General features: G+C 47.3%; 14 protein-coding genes. 1 reads left to right on the forward strand and 13 read right to left on the reverse strand.

Features of this window, described 5'->3' with window-relative positions; genetic code table 11:
- Positions 1-19: 19 nt before the first annotated feature.
- The 13 genes from QMO62_RS30075 to QMO62_RS30135 form a co-directional block, all read right to left on the reverse strand.
- Positions 20-1654: an extracellular solute-binding protein gene (locus QMO62_RS30075; protein WP_284646158.1), complete on the reverse strand. Its 1635-nt coding sequence runs from the start codon at positions 1652-1654 to the stop codon at positions 20-22.
- A 161-nt stretch (positions 1655-1815) separates the two neighbouring features.
- The gene (locus QMO62_RS30080) at positions 1816-4164 is read right to left on the reverse strand and encodes a helix-turn-helix domain-containing protein (RefSeq protein WP_284646159.1); all 2349 of its coding nucleotides are present in this window, start codon (positions 4162-4164) and stop codon (positions 1816-1818) included.
- 283 nt (positions 4165-4447) lie between these two features.
- The gene (locus QMO62_RS30085; RefSeq protein WP_284646160.1) at positions 4448-4831 is read right to left on the reverse strand and encodes a winged helix-turn-helix transcriptional regulator; all 384 of its coding nucleotides are present in this window, start codon (positions 4829-4831) and stop codon (positions 4448-4450) included.
- A 39-nt stretch (positions 4832-4870) separates the two neighbouring features.
- On the reverse strand, positions 4871-5908 hold the full coding sequence (locus tag QMO62_RS30090; RefSeq protein WP_284646161.1) for a zinc-binding alcohol dehydrogenase family protein: 1038 nt from the start codon (positions 5906-5908) through the stop codon (positions 4871-4873).
- 185 nt (positions 5909-6093) lie between these two features.
- Entirely contained in the window at positions 6094-7560 is a 1467-nt protein-coding gene (locus tag QMO62_RS30095) for a hypothetical protein (protein ID WP_284646162.1), read from the reverse strand.
- 189 nt (positions 7561-7749) lie between these two features.
- A complete protein-coding gene (locus QMO62_RS30100) occupies positions 7750-9162 on the reverse strand; it encodes a sulfatase family protein (RefSeq protein ID WP_284646163.1) in 1413 nt (470 codons plus the stop codon).
- 43 nt (positions 9163-9205) lie between these two features.
- Positions 9206-10849: an ABC transporter substrate-binding protein gene (locus QMO62_RS30105; RefSeq protein WP_284646164.1), complete on the reverse strand. Its 1644-nt coding sequence runs from the start codon at positions 10847-10849 to the stop codon at positions 9206-9208.
- A 14-nt stretch (positions 10850-10863) separates the two neighbouring features.
- Positions 10864-11757 (reverse strand): carbohydrate ABC transporter permease, encoded by an 894-nt coding sequence (locus tag QMO62_RS30110; protein WP_284646165.1) that lies wholly within the window; start codon positions 11755-11757, stop codon positions 10864-10866.
- Positions 11758-11772: 15 nt separating this feature from the next.
- Positions 11773-12747, reverse strand: a complete 975-nt coding sequence (locus tag QMO62_RS30115) for an ABC transporter permease (RefSeq protein WP_284646166.1) — start codon at positions 12745-12747, stop codon at positions 11773-11775.
- Positions 12748-12842: 95 nt separating this feature from the next.
- A complete protein-coding gene (locus QMO62_RS30120; protein WP_284646167.1) occupies positions 12843-14648 on the reverse strand; it encodes a sensor histidine kinase in 1806 nt (601 codons plus the stop codon).
- Positions 14648-15667, reverse strand: coding sequence for a response regulator (locus tag QMO62_RS30125; protein ID WP_284646168.1), 1020 nt, complete (start codon positions 15665-15667; stop codon positions 14648-14650). Before QMO62_RS30125 ends, QMO62_RS30120 begins: the two co-directional genes overlap by 1 nt.
- A 288-nt stretch (positions 15668-15955) precedes the next feature.
- Entirely contained in the window at positions 15956-16720 is a 765-nt protein-coding gene (locus tag QMO62_RS30130) for a CPBP family intramembrane glutamic endopeptidase (RefSeq protein ID WP_284646169.1), read from the reverse strand.
- A gap of 292 nt (positions 16721-17012) precedes the next feature.
- Positions 17013-17750, reverse strand: a complete 738-nt coding sequence (locus QMO62_RS30135) for an SDR family oxidoreductase (RefSeq protein WP_284646170.1) — start codon at positions 17748-17750, stop codon at positions 17013-17015.
- A 228-nt stretch (positions 17751-17978) separates the two neighbouring features.
- On the opposite strand from QMO62_RS30135, the gene QMO62_RS30140 reads away from it, so the two are divergent.
- Positions 17979-18914 carry an AraC family transcriptional regulator gene (locus QMO62_RS30140; RefSeq protein WP_284646171.1) on the forward strand — a complete coding sequence of 312 codons (936 nt, stop codon included), beginning with the start codon at positions 17979-17981 and terminating at the stop codon, positions 18912-18914.
- Positions 18915-18949: the final 35 nt, after the last annotated feature.

Genomic DNA, 18949 nt, shown 5'->3' on the forward strand with positions numbered 1-18949 from the left:
CTCGCTGTCCATGCGGCTCTTACCTTTTGGAGTAACGTTCAAAGGCGGTTTGCTGAATTTTAATGGCTTCTTCTATTCCGAACTTCTTTAATTTATCTACATACTGCGGGAAGTTATCGAGAGGCTCCGTGCCCATGATAAACTTCACAATCATTTCATCAGAGAATGTATTAATGTCATTCATGACAGATGCAAGCTTCTTGCTTTCATCGGCTGTCAGAGTCATGAGCGGCAGCTGCAGCTGATTCTTCGCCTTGGACCATATCTCCAGGGAGTCGAGCTGCTCCTGATATTTCATTTGCTGAAGGAAGGATTCCACATCCTGTACGAATGGCCCGCCATATTGAGAACGCATGAATTGAGCCTGTGCCTGCTTAAAGGTAAGCTTGTTCGGATTCGCCTTAATGGTATCTGTATACACCGGTTTTCCGTTTACCAAGTCATAGCTTTGACCTTTGATGCCGAAGTTAAATAACATGTGTCCCTCAGGACCATAAGCATAGTCGAGCCATTTAACGATTTTCTCCGGTTCCTTCGCAGCGGTCGTAATCGCGACGGAATGCTCCCCTGGGTACGTCGGGCTAATCATACCTGCAGCCGGTGTATCTCCCTTCTTCAGCGTCGGATGCTGCAGCGCCGTCATCTTGAAGCCGGGAACAGTGTCCTTCATCAGATCTGTGAACTTCCCGATCGTGCCGCTGGAATAACCGTACATGACGCCTAGCTGGTTATTGGACGTTTTGGCATCCTTCAATTTCCCGTCTACTGCTGCAAAGTCCTTATCGATCAGTCCATCCTTATACCAACGATGCATGGTCGCAAGAAAATCCTTAAACTCTGGCTGCATTTCGCCATAGTAGATTTTACCATCCTTCTGGTAAAATTTATCCAAAATCCCCCATGCACCGATCATTGCATTCAGCAGATCATTCCGAACCGTCGATACCTCCAACAAAAATGGGATTTCGTCCTTCTTGCCGTTTCCGTTCGGGTCCTTGTCACGAAAGGCAATGAGCACCTTCTCCCACTCGTCGATCGTGGTCGGCGCCTCCATCCCGACCTTATCCAACCAGTCCTTGCGGATAACAGGACCATAATAAATCTTAATTTTATTATCGCCGCGAATGAACGGGAAGGCATAAATATCTCCCTTATCGGTCTTGATCATACTCGCGATTTCCGGATGCTCGGCCAAGTACTTTTTAAAGTTAGGCGCGTGCTTGTCGATGAGATCATTCAAGCGGATGATCGTTCCCTCATCAATGGCGTTTTGCGGGCCGCGAGCAACGTTGAACCAGTTGGTTTGGATCACATCCGTTAAGTTTCTGGATGCGACCATCAGATTGAATTGCTCCTGAATTTGAGTACCGCCGCCGGTGGGGTGTTTAAATTCAACCTTGGTACCCGTAATTTTTTCCATTTCCTTATAAGCCGCATTTTCACTAAAGCTCTTCATGGAAATAGCGGAGTCCCCGTCCAGCTCTACCCAATAGCTGAAGGCCTTCGGATATTCTGATGCGGAATTGGAATTACCCGGTTGCGTGGTCGGACTTCCTTTTTGAGATGAATCCGTGGAACAACCGGCCATTACGGTTGCCGTTAATACAGTGGACAGCGCAATGAACGTAGCCTTCTTGCCATGATTTATTTTCACTCGCTAAACCCTCCTCGGTAATCTATGTTTGGGAGCCTTATATACCAAGCGGTGGGGGCTCTTGCTGTAACTGTATCCGAACCGGCCTGCCGATGAAAGAATTCAGATTTCACTTCTGTTAACCGACCTTAAGATAGGGCATTATCCATTCTTTATATCGCTTATCTTTCCTTTATGTGCTCCAGTTGTTCCTTGTATCTCCCTGGGGTGATCCCTTCGCTTTTCTTAAAAACCTTCGTCAGCACAATGTTGCTGGCATAGCCGACCCGCAAAGCAACCTCCTGGACCGTCAGCCCCTCAGCCAGCAAACGTTTGGCATGCGTCATGCGGGTTCGCGTAATGGCATCGGTGATGTTTTCGCCACTGTACTTTTTATAGAACGAAGAGATGTAGATGGGATTCAGATCAAGCTGGTCGGCGATCATAGCCAAGCCCAGGTTGTTATCGCCATAAAGTCGTTCAATCAGTGCATTTATTTTACGGTAAAGCGTCTCGCCATGATCGGTCTTTTCCTCTTTAAGCAGTGAACAGACCTCCAAGTAGGTTGACTTTATCCTTTCAAATGCCTGCTCCATGGTGCCGGACTCTGCCCACACCTTTTCCGGATCCATATGCCAATTGGAGATTTGGTCGTAATCAATGCGTAAGGCTTCCATCAGCTTTAACAGACTACTCTGCAAGTCAAGCAAGAACCACTTCCCAATCTCAGGGGATAACTGCTTATGGCTGAAATTCAGTTCATATAAGCTGTTCAGGAGCCGTTCAGCATTTAGATAGTCACCATGCTTGGTATAATTCGTCAGCTGCACTTCCAAATCCTTAGGAAATCGATAGAACGCCGGTTCCTTCGTTCGGACCTCATCGTAGTAGAGAATCTCTTCGGAGCCTCTAATGATTTTATAGCTCATGGCAATCATTGCTTCGTCATAACTCTTCGTCACCGAGCCGACGCCCTTATGGCAGCCGCTAATACCCAAGGATAGGGCTGTCTTAAACCGATCCCTCATCACTTCAAGGAGACCCGTACCGAACTCATGAATCACAGATCGCCCCTCTGCCGATTCCTTATCGAGATTAAACAGGACAACGATGCGGTTCTTGTCCTCTTCAAATACGTACCCGCTGGTGCTAAGCATCTCATTACTCAAGTTCATTACGATGAAACGGAGCAAAATCCACTCCCTTTCCGAATCTTCCTTCATGAACCGGGTACTGTCATCAATTTCGATTATCATGGTTGCAAACCAGTCATGCGGAAAGCTCAGATGCATTACATCCATATCCTGTTCTGATATGACCGAAGTATCCACCTGTCCTCGAATTAATCTGGACAAAAAATGCGAACGGATCATCGGCAGCTGGTGCGCCAGCTTGTTCTCCAGCTCATGCTCCTTACCGAACAAGGATTGCATAGTCTCCCTAATGAGCTTCAGCTCGTTGTCCGTCCCCCCAGTGTATTTCGTGCGACCTTGGGCGATCATTGCAACTAGCTCGCGAATAGGCGAGTAGTGTCTTCGAGTCAAATAAACACATAAAAAGGTGCTTAGCATCAGACAGACCGCTACCGCAACAAGACTCCAGGCTTTAACTTGATGCACCTGCTTCAGCACCAAGCTCTTGGGAAAGGCCGACAAATAGGTCCACCCATTCTCCTGGCTTGTCGTGTAGGAAATATACATCTCCTTCTGATTAGCTATCGTGAGCAGCTCCCCATGGCCACCACCGATTAGCTCCTTTATCTGATTGAGGGGGATGCGGCCGTCCTCCGGTCCAACCAAAAGCTCCTTGTCCTTATTCAGCACATAGATCGCACCTTGATGTAAACCCTCCACCTCTTTCAAAAGATTACGGATCTCATCTTCTTTAATGTGGATTACCAAGCTACCGGCTTGCCGGTTATACTCTCCGAAAGGGAGCGACTGTATGAAAGCAATAATATTATCTTCTTTAAGATTACTGGTTGAGAGTACAGTGTGGATGTAGGTTTTATTATGATTGCCCATCAGTATGTTCGCCCGGTAATCGTCGAAGCTCATATCATGGTATTTATAGATATTATGGAAGAACATACGGGCATCCGTCTTCATCGAGGGAGTGACAATCGTATCCGTATTTCCAAAATACACGTAGATATCCTCAATGAACGTATTGTAAGCCTTATAACGGGTCAGTTCTTTCATAAACTCGATAAAGGCGTACTCGTCGGAGGCTGCCCTTCCCTCTCCCTGCTGCATCAGTAATTGCTGCTTCGGATGAAAAGCAATTTGCCTCATGAGGAAATCCACTTCCTGCGTGCGGCTATTCACCACATATTTCAGCTGCTCTAACATAACGGAGTTAGAGCGATAAGCATTGTTCACCATAATGTCTTCAATTTTAAGGTAGACGATGCTTCCGATTATGACAGGCACCATGAAGACGAAAATAAAGGAAACGAGGAGGGTGACGAACACACTTTTTCTCTTTTTCCACTTGCCGAAAATCTTGGATTCCCTGTTCATCCTGTTCATCCTGTTCACCCTCCCTAAGCATTTCTTGAAAGCAATTATACCATACATAAAAATGGGATCTGATTCATTGTTTTCAATGTGCATTGTCTGTATTTAAGATTAATAAGAAAACCTTTATCGAGGCCTTTCAAAGATGAGCGACCGCGTTTCAAAGGTAGGCTTTCTTGGTAAAGAATGTTGCAGTGCTTTAAAGCTTTAGCCAACTTAAACATTCTTTATCGTTAAAAAACCACTCCTAGTATGTTTAGGAGTGGTTTCGTCTTCGTTTGAATCTGATGCATCGTTACTTGTTATGTTCGGTCGGTTGAAGGTCCGACGGATTTCGAACGGTCTTCTTGTAGCTATCTCCCCATTCCTTCATCGCGGTGATTATCGGAATTAAGGTTTGACCGAAATTCGTAAGAGAGTACTCTACCTTGGGCGGAACCTGATGAAACACTTCGCGGTGTACGACTCCGTCTTCCTCCAGCTCCCTAAGCTGCAGAGTGAGCATTCGCTGGGTTATGGCCGGGCAAATCTTACGAAATTCATTAAAGCGTTTGGGCCCCTCCATCAGATGATAAAGCAGCACGCCCTTCCATTTGCCGCCAATAACGTCCAACGTGAACTCAACAGGACAACCTTCGTCGTTCGGGCAAAATCCGTACCCGCTTTTTCGGTCTCGCATGTTTTCCCCGCTCCTTCTTTCAAATTACCTCCCTCTATATTATAATGAAAATCCTTCTAAAACCACTTTTCCGACCGTCCGGCCCGTTTCCAGCATGGCATGCGCTTTGCGCAGGTTCGCAGCGTTGATCGGCGTCAGTGTTTCGCTTGTGGTCGTCCGGACCACACCTTCGTCCACGAGACGAGCGATTTCATTCAACAGCTTGTGCTGCTCTATCATGTCCGGCGTTTGGTACATGGATCTGGTAAACATCAACTCCCATACAAACGTGACGCTTTTGTTCTTCAGCAAGGTCAGGTTCAACAATTCATTGGTTTCGACGATCGAGCAAATTTTGCCCTGCGGCGCGATCGCCTCCGCCATGTTCGTCCAGTGCTTTTCCGTGCTGTTTAAGCAGAGAATATAGTCGACCTGGTTGAATCCGATCGCCTGCAATTGCGGTACAAAGGCTTCAAAATGGTTAATGACGTAGTCCGCGCCAAGTTCCTTCACCCACCCGGTCGATTCCGGTCGGGAAGCCGTACCGATGACCGTCAGACCGGAGTACTTGGCTAATTGTGTCGCAATCGAGCCAACGCCCCCCGCAGCACCGATAATCAAGATGGACTTGCCTGCGTTGTCGGCTTTCCTATGTGATATGCCCATACGGTCGTACAAGCTTTCCCAAGCTGTAATCGAGGTTAAAGGCAATGCCGCGGCTTGCGCAAAATCCAGTTTGGACGGCTTCGTACCGACGATCCGTTCGTCCACGAGATGAAACTCGCTATTCCCTCCGGGACGCATAATGCTGCCAGCATAGAAAACCTCGTCTCCGGGACGGAACAATGTGCAGTCCGGACCTACCTGTTCGACCACCCCCGCAACATCCCAGCCCAATATTCTGGGTTCGCTTTCCTCACGGCTTTTGGGGGAACGGACTTTGTAGTCCACCGGATTCACAGAAACCGCCTTAACCTTAACCAGCAAATCCCTGCCCGCAGCCGTCGGCTTCTCCACTTCCACGTCCATTAGACTTTCCGGATTCTCAATGGGCAAATACTTGTAAAGACCAATCGCTCTCATGGTTTCTCTTGTCATTGTTCTTCTCTCCTTTATTTGTTTACGGTGTTGTTCTGTTGTTACTCGCAGTATAGAGGATATGCAGAATTTTTAATAGTACGCACATTCATGTGATATAGTATCAATTTATATACTATTGGATCGCGTGCAAATGGCAAAAAGACAACCAATTTCCAATTGGCTGCCTTCTGCTAAAATCACTCTTACTCCGATATCATGTAGTCGGTCTGTGAAAAAGGCGTCGGATTTCGACTGATTTCCGGTCGCTTGCCGCTCGCAGTAGTGAGGTTTCGGGATACTACTTTTTTACAGGTTACATAAGGATAGGGCCTGCCCTCATAGCTCTGATTGTCACATGGATCGGAAAACAGATAAAGGCCTTTGCTGTCTTCCGGGATGATGGAATCATCTACGTGGAGGTTAGAAATTTCCACATTCCCGGGCATGTAGCACGTATATCCAAAATCATGCATGCCATGATTTCTAGCGCTGATAAGCGCAGGCGTTCCCACATCCCCTTCCGATGGAATCCACTTGGTGTCCCGGATGATGACATCGCCCTCCCACGTGCTGCCGTAATCAGCCCGAAGCTCCACCAGCGAATTCCCATAGGATATAACATTATCAATTGTTAACAGCCCTCTGCCAATCGCTTTGATGCCCTGCCATCCGATAGAACTATCTTTAATGGTATAAATACCGGAGACCCCCATATGGGCATCAATTCTTGAAATGACACAGTTCTCTACCGCAATATTTTTACAGAAATTGGATGCCACAACACCCCAGCGAGTTCGGTCTGTAATGTTGTTCATTCTGCAGTTGACTAACGCAAAATTAACTACACTATTCGCGTGAACATCATAGGATCCCATCATGACGGGCTCACCTGCAGCACCAATGGTAGTATAGATCTTATGGCCGCTGACAAAGCAGTTCTGAATGGTCACATTGGCACAGCACATGGCATTTAAAAATCCTCTATAGGGCGAGCCGTGACCTACTTCACCTGCAATATAATGGACCACTCCGTCTATCCATGTATTGGAACGAGTGATATCGATCCCTCGACCATAATAATCATATTTGGATTCTCCCCGATTGGCTATCGTGGTAAAGATACCGCCGCTGATTTTCAATACGGTCTTATCGATGGGCCGTGCTTCTGCCTGAGTAATTTCCTCGTAATCCCAATCAATCGGTGCATCTACGGATCCGTCTTGTTTCAAAATAAAGCAGTCTGTTTGAGCAGTCCCGTTATTCTGGTTTAACCCGTATCGGATAAACCTCTTCACATTGGCATTGGCTACAATGACATAACAATCTTCCTCCAAGGTTAGCTCCAAATGTTTCTGGTCTCTGGTCAAAGACGATATCTCCAGCTCGAAGGGTTGATGCAGGGACTTTACATGAAAGCAAGGCATTTTATTGTTCTCTACAACCGTATCGTCTATGGTAAATCTGGACGTGCTCCAATCGACATCGGTTTCGATCACGGCTGTCAAGGCTTTTGCTCCAATATAATAGGTTGCATCGGGCTTCGTCTTAACCGGCAACCCATGTTTATTAGCATAGGCATGTGCAGCACAGATAGCCTCCATATCGTCTGTCTCGCCATCTCCCAGGGCTCCGAAATTTTCATAATTGACAAATTTCAATAGGTTCGCCATTGGTTACTCCCTTTCCACCGTACCATGACGGTTGCTTTATAAAAAATATCGCAGAGAATAAATAATGATTGTAGCTAGTGTACCATTGAACTCCGTATCCAACAATAACCAACCATGATGAAAAAAAACCGACCGCAGCTATCAAAGCTATCGGTCGGTTCACGCGTCGGATCAAGCATGATTCAGTTTTCACGAGCCGGCACTCGATGTAACAGGAATCACCGGCTTATCCTGCAAAATATCACTGCAAGCCCGCATCCACGAAGCCAACTCGGAGGCAAGCCGTTCGATGTGCCCGGCATTTGCCGGATCTGCCGACAAATCCTGCGTTTCCCATGGATCGTTTAGCAGATCGAACAACTGGATTCGTTCCGTTCCTGTGTTCGAAACCGGCGAGCGATAATAACGGATCAGCTTCCATCGGCCGTCCGTTACCATCCGCTGTACATCTCGATAAACCGAGCACACGATACCGCGAACGCCACCGCTTTCTCCTGCAAAGACGGGATATAGACTTACGCCTTCCGTCTCCTCCGGCAGACCGACGTCACATAGTCCTGCAACGGTAGGAAAGATATCGATATTACTTGCCAGCGCGAACTCCTGCTTGCCCTCCGGCACGCCTGGCCCCCGGAATATTAGCGGTATGCGTACGCTGTGCTCGTAAAGGCTCTGTTTGCCCATCAGTCCGTGTTGTCCGACCGCCAACCCATGATCCGCCGTATACACGATGAGTGTATCGTCATAAATGCCCTTAGCCTTCAGCGCTTCGACGACTCTGCCGATTTGCGCGTCCATATGGCTTATCATCGCATAGTAATCGGCAATATGTTCACGAATTTCGCCCTCGTCCCTCGGCCATTGCGCAAGCTTCTCGTCCCGACACGTCATATCGCCAGTATCGAATGGATGCTCCTTCATAAAGTTCGGTGGCAGCGGAACATCGGATTTGTCGTACATGCTTGCATACGGCTCCGGCGCGGTTCGGGGATCATGCGGCGCTGTATAAGCCACATACAGGAAAAACGGCCGCTCCTCCCGGTAATCCTCAATAAATTGGACGGCGGCGTTCGTAAACAGCTCCGTCGAGAACGTCCGTTCAATATATTCGTGTTCCTTCGGATAAGCCCCACTCGGGTCATAATCGTACACAGGAACCTTGGTATGCTCACTCATTCCGTGGAAAAGCAGCTTATCCCCTCCTTCGAAGCTTCGGGCAAAGCTTGCCTTGTCATTATGCCATTTGCCGATGGCATGAGTTCGATATCCGGCACCCTGCATCGTTTGCGGCATGAGCCGAACATCCGGACGAATGACGCTCGAATGCTCCCGGATCAACATATCCTTGCCGATCGTCGCTCGAAAGATAGGAATACCCGTATGGACGCACGCTCTGCTTGGTGCACAAACCGCCCCGGTTAAGCCCCCGAATATATGGACGTTACGACACGATGTCCCGCTGGCAGCCAAGGAATCCAATACCGGCGTATGCACGGTTTCATCGCCGAATGCTCGAATGGCGTCACCACGATGATCGTCCGCTATTAGAAATACGACATTAGGTCTTTCGGCTGAACGCTTCCTTAAGTTCTTCTCTTTCATCTTGTACCTCACTTTCACGGGACAGGAATTCTTCCCGATGCGGCTACTTTTTCGATTTAAACTGGGTATAGGCCTGTTGATAAATTTCAAGGTAGCGCTTAATGTTCATTTTATCCAAAGTGCTTAAATAGTTGTTCCACTCCTTGTCAATGTCCAGCGAGCCCGTAACCGTTTTCGCAAAAAATTCAGCTCTGTAGTCCGTAAGCGTCTTCTCAAGCGTTGACAGCTCCTCCGCTTGTTCATTGGTGAAGAACAATGGCGGCACAATTTTACTCGCATCGATTGCGTAAGGCTCGTATTTTTTCGTTTCTTTATACAAAATAAGCTCCAGCGAATTTTTCGGATCCGCTGCCACGCTTAATCGCAAGTCGTTTGTTCGCAGCGAAGGCCCCGCCTGCGCCCAGTGAACATTTTGAAGCTTGCCAAATGTGGCGATCGGTTTCCATTTCGCTTGCTTCCCGTTAACGCCAAGCTCTCCTTGCTCCGGACGCACCCATTCCTGACCGGGACGGCCTTGCGTGCTGCGAAGTGTCGCTTCCTCCGAAAGCAGCAGGTCAGCCATACGGAATGCGGCAGCGGGATTTTTGGCCTTATTGGTAATGACAAATTGACCTGCAGATACCGCGTAAGGATTATATGCAGTTGAACGTATACCTGACGGTCCTTTGAGCGGAGGAACGGATACGTAATCTTTGAATCTTGGATTATCGACTTCGACAAATACCGTTTGGTTTTGCGAGACAATCGCTCCGACGATCGGGATTTCCGGGTTCATACCCATTTGTTTCAGCTGGTTTCTGTCCTGTGTAAACGTTTGCGGGGAAATTAATCCTTCAGCAAACAGTTTACGCATATAGGTCAAAGCTTCCTTCCACTCCGGTTGATTAAAGGCAACTTGAACCTTTCCATCCCTAATAAAACGCAGGTTGAAATCCTTCTCGATAAACGCGCTGGTCAGAAAAAGATCCAAAGTAGATGATGGGCCATTCGTAGCGCCGACAAGCGGGATCTCATCCGCCTTCCCGTTTCCGTTCGGATCTTTTTCTTTAAATGCTTTTAACACTTGATAAAACTCATCCGTCGTTTCCGGCATTTTTAAACCGAGCTTATCCAGCCATGGTTGATAAATCCACATCTTTTGTCCAAGTGAGCAGTGGTAGCAATCATTCACCTGAGGGACCGAGTAAATTTTGCCGTCAGGCATGGTAATCAAGTCTTTGACATAGGAAACCTGCTCGAACATCTTTTTCATTTCAATGCCGTATTTATCAATATACGGGTTCAGCGGAATAAATACGCCATCCTTACCGTAAATCGACTGCTGAATCGGCGATACGCTCATATTAAGCAGCACGTCCGGATAGTCGCCGCTTGCGAGTGAAACGTTAAGCTTCTCTGCAAATGTTTTTTCCGGAGCGACCTCCCAATCGATATGAATGTTCGTTTTCTCCTCCAGCCACTTGGTGAACTCGTTCGTTGCAAAATTTTCGACTATGCTGGAGCCTTTGACCATGACCCTGAGTGTCGTCTTTTCTTTCGTAATCGGGAATTCACCTGCTGCCGTTACTAGATCGTCCCTGCTTGCTTCCGCGTTTTTGGATGCTTCCTTTTGTCCGCTGTCCGCACATGCGCCCAGAAGAGCTACAGACGTTGTAATCGCGATTGCAGCGGTTAGAGCTTTTTTCATGTAAAAACCTCCCTTTAGCCTTTTAATGATCCAATCATCATGCCTTTGACAAAATGCCTTTGTATAAATGGATAGATGATGAGCACGGGCAGCGTAGACACGACGATAAGGGAGAACTTCAACAGCTCTCGCAGACCATCCCTTGCCGCTTGATCGGCAACGTCAGTTATCATCGATGCATCGACCTCGTTTTGCACCAAAATATCCCTTAAAACCAATTGAAGCGGATACAACTCCTGATGCTTTAAATAAAGCAGCGCGCTAAAATACTGATTCCAATGGCCCACTGCGTAAAACAAAGAGATTACGGCGATGATTGGACCTGATAAAGGAAGCACGATCTTCCGAACAAATGTAAAATCACTGCATCCATCCATTTGAGCGGCTTCAAGCAATTCATCCGGAATGGTTGTTTGGAAATACGTACGGGCAATGATCATATTCATTACAGAAAGCGCTCCCGGAATAAGTAAAGACCACCTTGTGTCGATCATACCCAGCTCTTTCACAACCAGGTAAGACGGGATCAGTCCGCCTGAGAACATCATTGTAAATACAAACAAAGCCATAATGCCATTACGTGGCATAAAATCTTTTCTTGAAAGCGGATATGCCGCAATGAGTGTAAAGAGCACATTGATCGCCGTTCCCACTACGGTATAATAGACCGAATTCAAAAAGCTCGACATAATTAAACGATGCTTAAATACCGCTTCATAACCCGCTAGCGTCGGTTCCACCGGATATAACCAGACTCTGCCGGAAACCACCGCTGTGGATGAGCTGAAGGAAGCGCTGACAATGTAAACCAGAGGATATAAGATCGTAATTGTAAAAATGAATAGGATGATGTAATTCAGAATTGTAAACAGCCTGTCATCCGCACTTTCTCTTATGCTTCCCGTCATAGACGTACCCCCTTATTACCATAGACTGGTTTGCCCCAACTTTCTGGCTAAACGATTGACGAGAACCAGCAGGATCAAATTAATGACTGATTTAAACAATCCAATGGCAGACGAGTAGGAATAGTTGATCGCTGTTGATGCCAAGCCGACCTTGTACACAAAAGTATCGATCACCTCGGAAGCGCTCATATTCAGCGGATTCTGCATCAGCAATACCTTTTCGAAGCCTATGTCCAGTACATGGCCGGTGTTCATGATCAGCAGGATAACGGCAACCGGCATAATGCCCGGCAAGTCGACATGCCACATTCGCCGTATTTTATTGGCTCCATCCATAACCGCAGCCTCGTGAAGCGAAGGATCCACAGCTGCAAGGGCCGCTAGATAAATGATGCAGGAAAAACCAACGTTCTGCCAAATCCCTGACCAGACAAAAACGTGTGAAAACCATTCCGGTATGCCCATGAAATTGATTGTGGGCAATCCGAAATATTTCATAATTGTCTGAATCAGACCCACTCGTGGATCCATCATTTGCAAAATGATGCCAACCATCACGACTGTAGAAATAAAATGTGGTGCGTAAGTGATCATTTGTACCGTTTTCTTAAAGAAACGAGCGTTGACGTAATTCAAGGAAAGCGCAAGAATGATGGGGAACGGAAACCCCGCGAATAAACTATACATGCTGAGCAGGATCGTATTTTTCATAATCCGAACAAACTCATATGAATGGAAAAAACGATCGAAATGCTTCATTCCTACCCATTCGCTGCCCCATACTCCTTTCGTCGGAATATAATTCTTGAACGCAATCAAAGCTCCATACATCGGCACGTACTTGAATATGAGCAAATAAATAATCGGCAGCAGCATAAGCAGATAGAGCTGCCAATGGCTGGATGCGTTCTTCTTCAGCCTGGTGAAGTAATTTTCCTTTTTACCGACAATTGCAGACCATGTTTTGCCCTTGCTAGCCGAGACTTCCATAAATCCCTCCCTATTTCGATGACCATGACTCGGTATGTTTCATGTCTTTCTATATTTAGGATACAAAAAGAGGGGGCGCCGAGCATTGTGCTGTTTTACACCGGTATGACTTTTTTTGCGCTGGATGACGGCATGTGAATCGTAACCTTCGTGCCCGCTCCCAGCTCGCTTTGCACGGAAAGCCCATATTGCGGTCCGAACACCATCTGAATCCGGTTATGCACATTAAGCAGACCGATGCTGCCCTCGAATGCTCGCTGCGTATCCATCACCCTTTCCTCCTGGCTGTCCATGAGTCGTGTGTTTAATTTCAGAAGTGCTTCCGCTTCAATACCGCAGCCATTATCCTCAACGATGACATAAAAATCCGCATCATCTTTCCATGCGTCAATAATAATCGTGTGAGTATCCTCGATTCCATAAGGAAACGCATGCTTAAACACATTTTCGACCAAGGGCTGCAGCGTCAAGCGAACCATGCTGTCAAGCAAATAATCCGCACTGATGCGAACATCGATTTCAAACTCGCGCTGGTTGCGGTATTTCATAATAGACATAAAATACAGAATGTGTTTCAGTTCGTTGGCTACCGTAATTTTCTCCAAATCGGTGCGTATGGAATAGCGCAGCATATACGACAGAGAACGAACGATGTCTTTAATTTCGCTTGACTTCTGGATGACGGCGTAACAAATAATTATTTCCAAAGTGTTGTACAAGAAGTGCGGATTAATCTGTAATTGGAGCGCTTGAAATTCGGCTAGCTGCCGTTTCATTACATTGTCTTGATTACGCAGCTCGGTCTCGTAAATCCGGTCGACAAGCTCTTCCAGCCGGGTGACCATCGTATTGTAGCCGGTAATAAGCTGATCCATCTCATCACGGCTTCCGGTTAATGGCACTCGGGTCCATTGACCCTTTGCCGTCTGACGCATCCCGTTTTCCAGTAGTCGAATGGGACGAACGATAGATTGGCCGAACCGATAAGCTAGAAATAATGCCAAAATCAAAGTGACGATACCAACGATTAGTGTTGTTTGCCTCAAGTCTGAAATCGGCTTGCTTTGTTCTGCAACCGACATGCTTGCTACCAGCGTCCATCCGGAGTAGTCGGACTTTCGGCTAAAGAAAACCCGTCCCGGTTCTCCGGGCAACTCAAATATTTGGTCTTTATTGGCTTCAACGGTATTAAACTGCATACCGTCAAGCTGTTTGCCGATCCGGCTCGGATCCGGATGGTATAATATTTTTCCGCGATCGTTGACGATAAAAAAATAACCGGATTGCCCGAGTTTTATGCCCTTCCAGAGCGTGTTCAATTCCCCTATCTTTAACTCGAAGCCCATAATGCCTTTAAATGATTTGGATGAAGTTCGGTCTGCCAATTTGCGAATAAGGGAGAGATGTCCGTCCAGAAACCCGGAATCCTGAATCGTCAGCTTCCCGTTTAGATCATCGTTTTCCTTCATTTGTTCGACATATTCTTCAAACCCCTTGTAATTAAAAGGAACAATGTGGATATTGAAATCCGTTGCCTGGAACCCGTTATAACCGATAATGTACGTCATTGAGATTTCGGGGTTGTTAATGAGAACCGGTTGAAATACCCCCTTCATGGCCATTTCGGATGTATAAAAGCCGGGAGTGGAATTGCGTGGAAGATCGAGAGCCTCTTTCACTATAGGTGAAATCAGAATAGAAACCGTTGCCCTCTCGTAATTTTTCAAAAATAAATCAGTTTCATGCAATACATTATCAACGATTTGAGTCAACAGTCCTTCATACTGATTCTCCAATTCACTGGACGACCGCCAATAACCGGTAACCCCCACCGTCACCAAGGTCAGCGCGATAATAATGACAAAGTAAATGTAAACCTTACGTACCAAGCTGTTATTCATTATTTGATCCCGAGCAGCGCGCGATATTCGGTAGGGGAATATCCCGTTGCTTTTTTAAACACTCTGGAAAAGTGAGGGTAGCTTTCGTAGCCGATCTCGGCTACAATGTCGATGATTTTGTAGTGCGGTACGGCAAGCAGCTGCTTAGCTTTCTCTATTCGTTTGCGCATACGGTACTGCACGAAGGTTTCATTTGTATGCTTCTTAAAAAAATGGCTGAAATAGGTCGGCGTCACGCCCAGCTTCCCTGCAACCATGTCCAGTGAAAGCTCCTCCTCACAAAGATGCTCGTCGATGTAACGGAAAGCTGCCTCCAGAACATTGATTCTTTCATGATTGCGATATTCGTTCAGCCGCTGTATCCATATGCCGATTTCGGCCTTAAACCATTCGAACGTAATCGTAGCGACCGCATCCTCGATAAGCGGCCCCAACTCCATACCGTACGCCCCTCTGGCATTCAGTTTCTTGTTAAGCAGCCTGACAGCGTCGTATACCCTCTGGTGCTGCTGGGTGTCCGTATCCACGGTGAACAGCTCCCTCTTTCCCTCCTCAAGCAGTTCATCGGCCCGAGCTTTGTCCATCATCCAAACCGCTTCCTCCAATTGATCGATCCACTGTTCAAAATGAGTGAAGGACATAAGCGCCGGCTCCCGTATGGCGAGCAATTTATCCAGCACTGGATAAAGCTCGATTTCCGTAATTGGTTTCAGCAAATATTCCTGTACGCCGTACGACATACATTTTTGTGCATACGCAAAATCACCGTAGCCTGAAAGCACAGCGACTTTGGTAAAAAGCTTTAGCTGCTGTATATTTCGGCATAGCTCCAGACCGTCCATACGAGGCATCCGAATATCCGTCAACACAACATCGGGAGGGTTAGCCATGATACCCGATAATGCTGACACTCCGTCTGTAAACGTATCGATCTCATGAAACCGTTTATATTCTCCAATCAACGTTTTGAGACCCATCCCAATGATAGGTTCATCGTCAACAATAACGATTCTGGCCATTCGCTTGCCCCCGGTTTCAAAGGATGCATATCTCAGCTATATAGCTTTATTATGTAGTAATTCTCTATAGCCTGCATACCCATCAAAACCTGAACATCATCATCAAAATTGAGACTTTCCAGCCGTTAATAATTCAAATAGATAGGCAAAATGAAAACAGACCATCGGCTAAGCAGGAAACTTGATAGAAAAACACCTTTCATGTTTGGTGGATGTGTCGCTTTTGCGATTCCAAACAGAAAGGTGTGCTAGTTAAATCTACTATATAATGGGGAGCTCGGTACTTCACTAAATAACATTGATAAGTATAACGTGCAGGAAAACATCAGCCGCCATGTGAGACAGCATGGCCTGCTCCAAGCCTTTTTTCCAATATACGTACCCAAACCAAACGCCGAGAAGACCATTGAGCACGAGAGTCCTTACGATCAGCAGAGGAGTAAGCCCGCCAAAAATCTGATCGACAGCAGGCAGGTGAAGTGCTCCGAAAAGGATAGAAGCGCCTATGATCCCAGCCAAGTAGAAAAAGCTTGGAATATGATCTTGGGATTTGCGGAAAACCAGCGCGAGTACCCAGATCAACAAATTCATTACAAACAAACGAAGCATCAGTTCCTCGGTAATACCTCCGTAGAACATAGCAAGAAGCGCTTTCCACCATTCTACCTTTCCCACCGGATTAGGCAGATTTAGGTTTGGCATAAAAACAAATTTATCCAACATCAGGTTCAAGAGCGAACCACCGAAACTGACCGCAATTCCAATAAAGAACCACGTCAGATCAAATCTAGGCTGGCTTTTCTTTTGGATCCACGCTTCTATGTGGGGAAAGGACAAGCCGGTGCGCAGTTGTAACCTCAAACCTATCAGGCATAACGCAAACAGCATTACGGTTTGCTGCAAAGCGCCAAGCGCTGCAGCCACCCCTACCGGTAGCCCGTCTTGATTTCCGATCGTTTCACTCAGCAAATCAAGCTGATAAGGGATAATAGTTATAATACCAATCAAGCCTAGCAGTGTAAGAACAAATGCCGGTTTCAAGTATGCTTTCATCACAATCTCCCCCTCTTTTCATTAAGATGCATATGCATTATTGACTAAAATGAGTGCCATGTATGCGAGTGTGCATGCCCTACGCTTATGTTATCATTTTTGATAATAAAAAACCAGCGTAATAAATGGACTGCGTCGCCGCCTTCGCGGGAGGCAGAGGTGCCGCCAACATGACCGGCCAGTTGAAGTATATTCCGCCGTTCCCTGTCTTCCTCCAATCAAAATCAAAAGGAGCGCTGATATGCTGATCTGCGCCCCTTACGGTAATTCACCTATTCTCTGTCCGCACTATTCAGTTGAACCCGCCGTTTACGCGAATCGTCTGTCCCGTTATCCAGCGTGCTTTGTCGCTGACGAGCAGCTCAATCACATTCGCAATGTCCTCCGGCTCGCCAAGCCGTCCAAATGCATTCATGCGGCGGTACGAATCAATCAACTCCTCGGATTTGCCATTCAAGAATAGCTCGGTCGACACTTGCCCGGGTGCAATGCAATTGACAACGATGTCCTTAGGACCGAATTCCTTTGCCAATTGGCGAGTCAACTGCTCGACGGCACCCTTAGTTGCGGCGTAAACGCTGTACGTCGGGAGCATAGCGCCCGATATGGAGGTCGAGAAGTTGATGATCGTCCCGCCTTTGGCCATATGCTTCATCGCTTGTTGGCAAGCAAAATACGTGCCTTTCACGTTGATAGCGAACTGCCGGTCAAACATCTCCTCCGTCACGTCCGCGATGGCCGTACATTCCATCGTGCCGGCATTATTGACGAGAATGTCCACACTCGCGAATCGCTCGAGTGTCTCCGAGAATAAGGCTTCCACCTCGCTCACCTTGCTTACATCGGCGCGGATGGCAATCGCTTCGCCGCCGGATTGCTCAATCCTCTTTACGACTTCACCCGCTTTCTCCGAATTCGAGGAATAATTAACGACCACCTTCGCACCGGCTTGAGCCAATTGGAGGGCAACCTGCCGTCCGATTCCCCGCGACGCTCCTGTAATCACTGCAACTTTTCCATTCAAGACCATTTCCGTTCTCTCCTTCTATCCTGATTTGGCCAAGCGATGATTCGCCGTGCTCGGCCTTGCCAATTCATTATAGAAAATATTTGCGAAAGCCCGTTAGAACATACCTGTTCAATCCTTGCCTAATTCTCTTCGGTTTCGCTCTATTGGAAAGCTGAGCTTCGCTCTTGACTCCTACTTTCTGATATGATTAAAGTATATTACATCCTTGCCGGAGGGGACGACGCAAACATGGAAACAAAGAATGATTCACCGCGCATAGATCAAGCCTTGCAACAACTGGCGCTCTTGATACAGCGCCATGCTCCGTCGAGCGGTACACATAGGACAGCTGTTCCTTCTTTGACGCTGATGCATGCCACACAAACGTCAGAACCGCTGGAATCCGTATATAAACCATCCATTTGCGTCGTGGCACAAGGGGCGAAAACAGCTACACTAGCCGATGAAACCTACCGGTACGATCCTTCCACTTATTTAGTTACATCCGTCGAGTTGCCGATCATCGGCAGAATCATTGAAGCGGCACCCGAGGTCCCTTATTTAAGCTTGAAGCTGAGCTTTGACGCCGACATCATCCTGGACATCATGAAAGAAACAAACCGCCCTATTGATATTCCTGCGGAAGCCTCCCGCGGCATAACCGTGAACCGCACCTCTCCTGCACTGCTCGAAGCCATCGTGCGGCTCATGCAGCTGCTCGATACACCTGAGGATATTGCGGTTCTGGCACCGCTCGTCATTCGCGAAATTCTGTATCGGGTGCTTCAAGGCGAACAAGGCTCGCTCATCCATCAATTTGCGATCATCGGCAGCCATGCGAACAACATCGCTCAAGCCATCCGGTTGATTAACCGGCAATACGACCGTCCGCTCCTGATCGAGCACCTTGCAAAATCCGTGAACATGAGCACGTCTGCGTTTCATAAACATTTCAAGCGCGTCACGGCGATGAGCCCATTACAATATCAGAAAACGGTGCGTTTACAAGAAGCCCGCCGCTTACTTCTGACGGAAGCTGTGCCGGCCTCCGATGCGGCCTTCCGTGTAGGCTACGAGAGCCCCTCTCAATTCAGCAGGGAATATGCCCGCATGTACGGACGACCACCGATGCTGGATGTTCAGGAGCTGCGCGGGGCGAATAGGCATACAAGAACAGAGCATTGACGGATAACTGCCCCCCTTCTCGGAGCGACGAATGT

Origin of the sequence: Paenibacillus silviterrae, assembly GCF_030167925.1 — a bacterium.
Lineage (GTDB): Bacteria > Bacillota > Bacilli > Paenibacillales > NBRC-103111 > Paenibacillus_G > Paenibacillus_G silviterrae.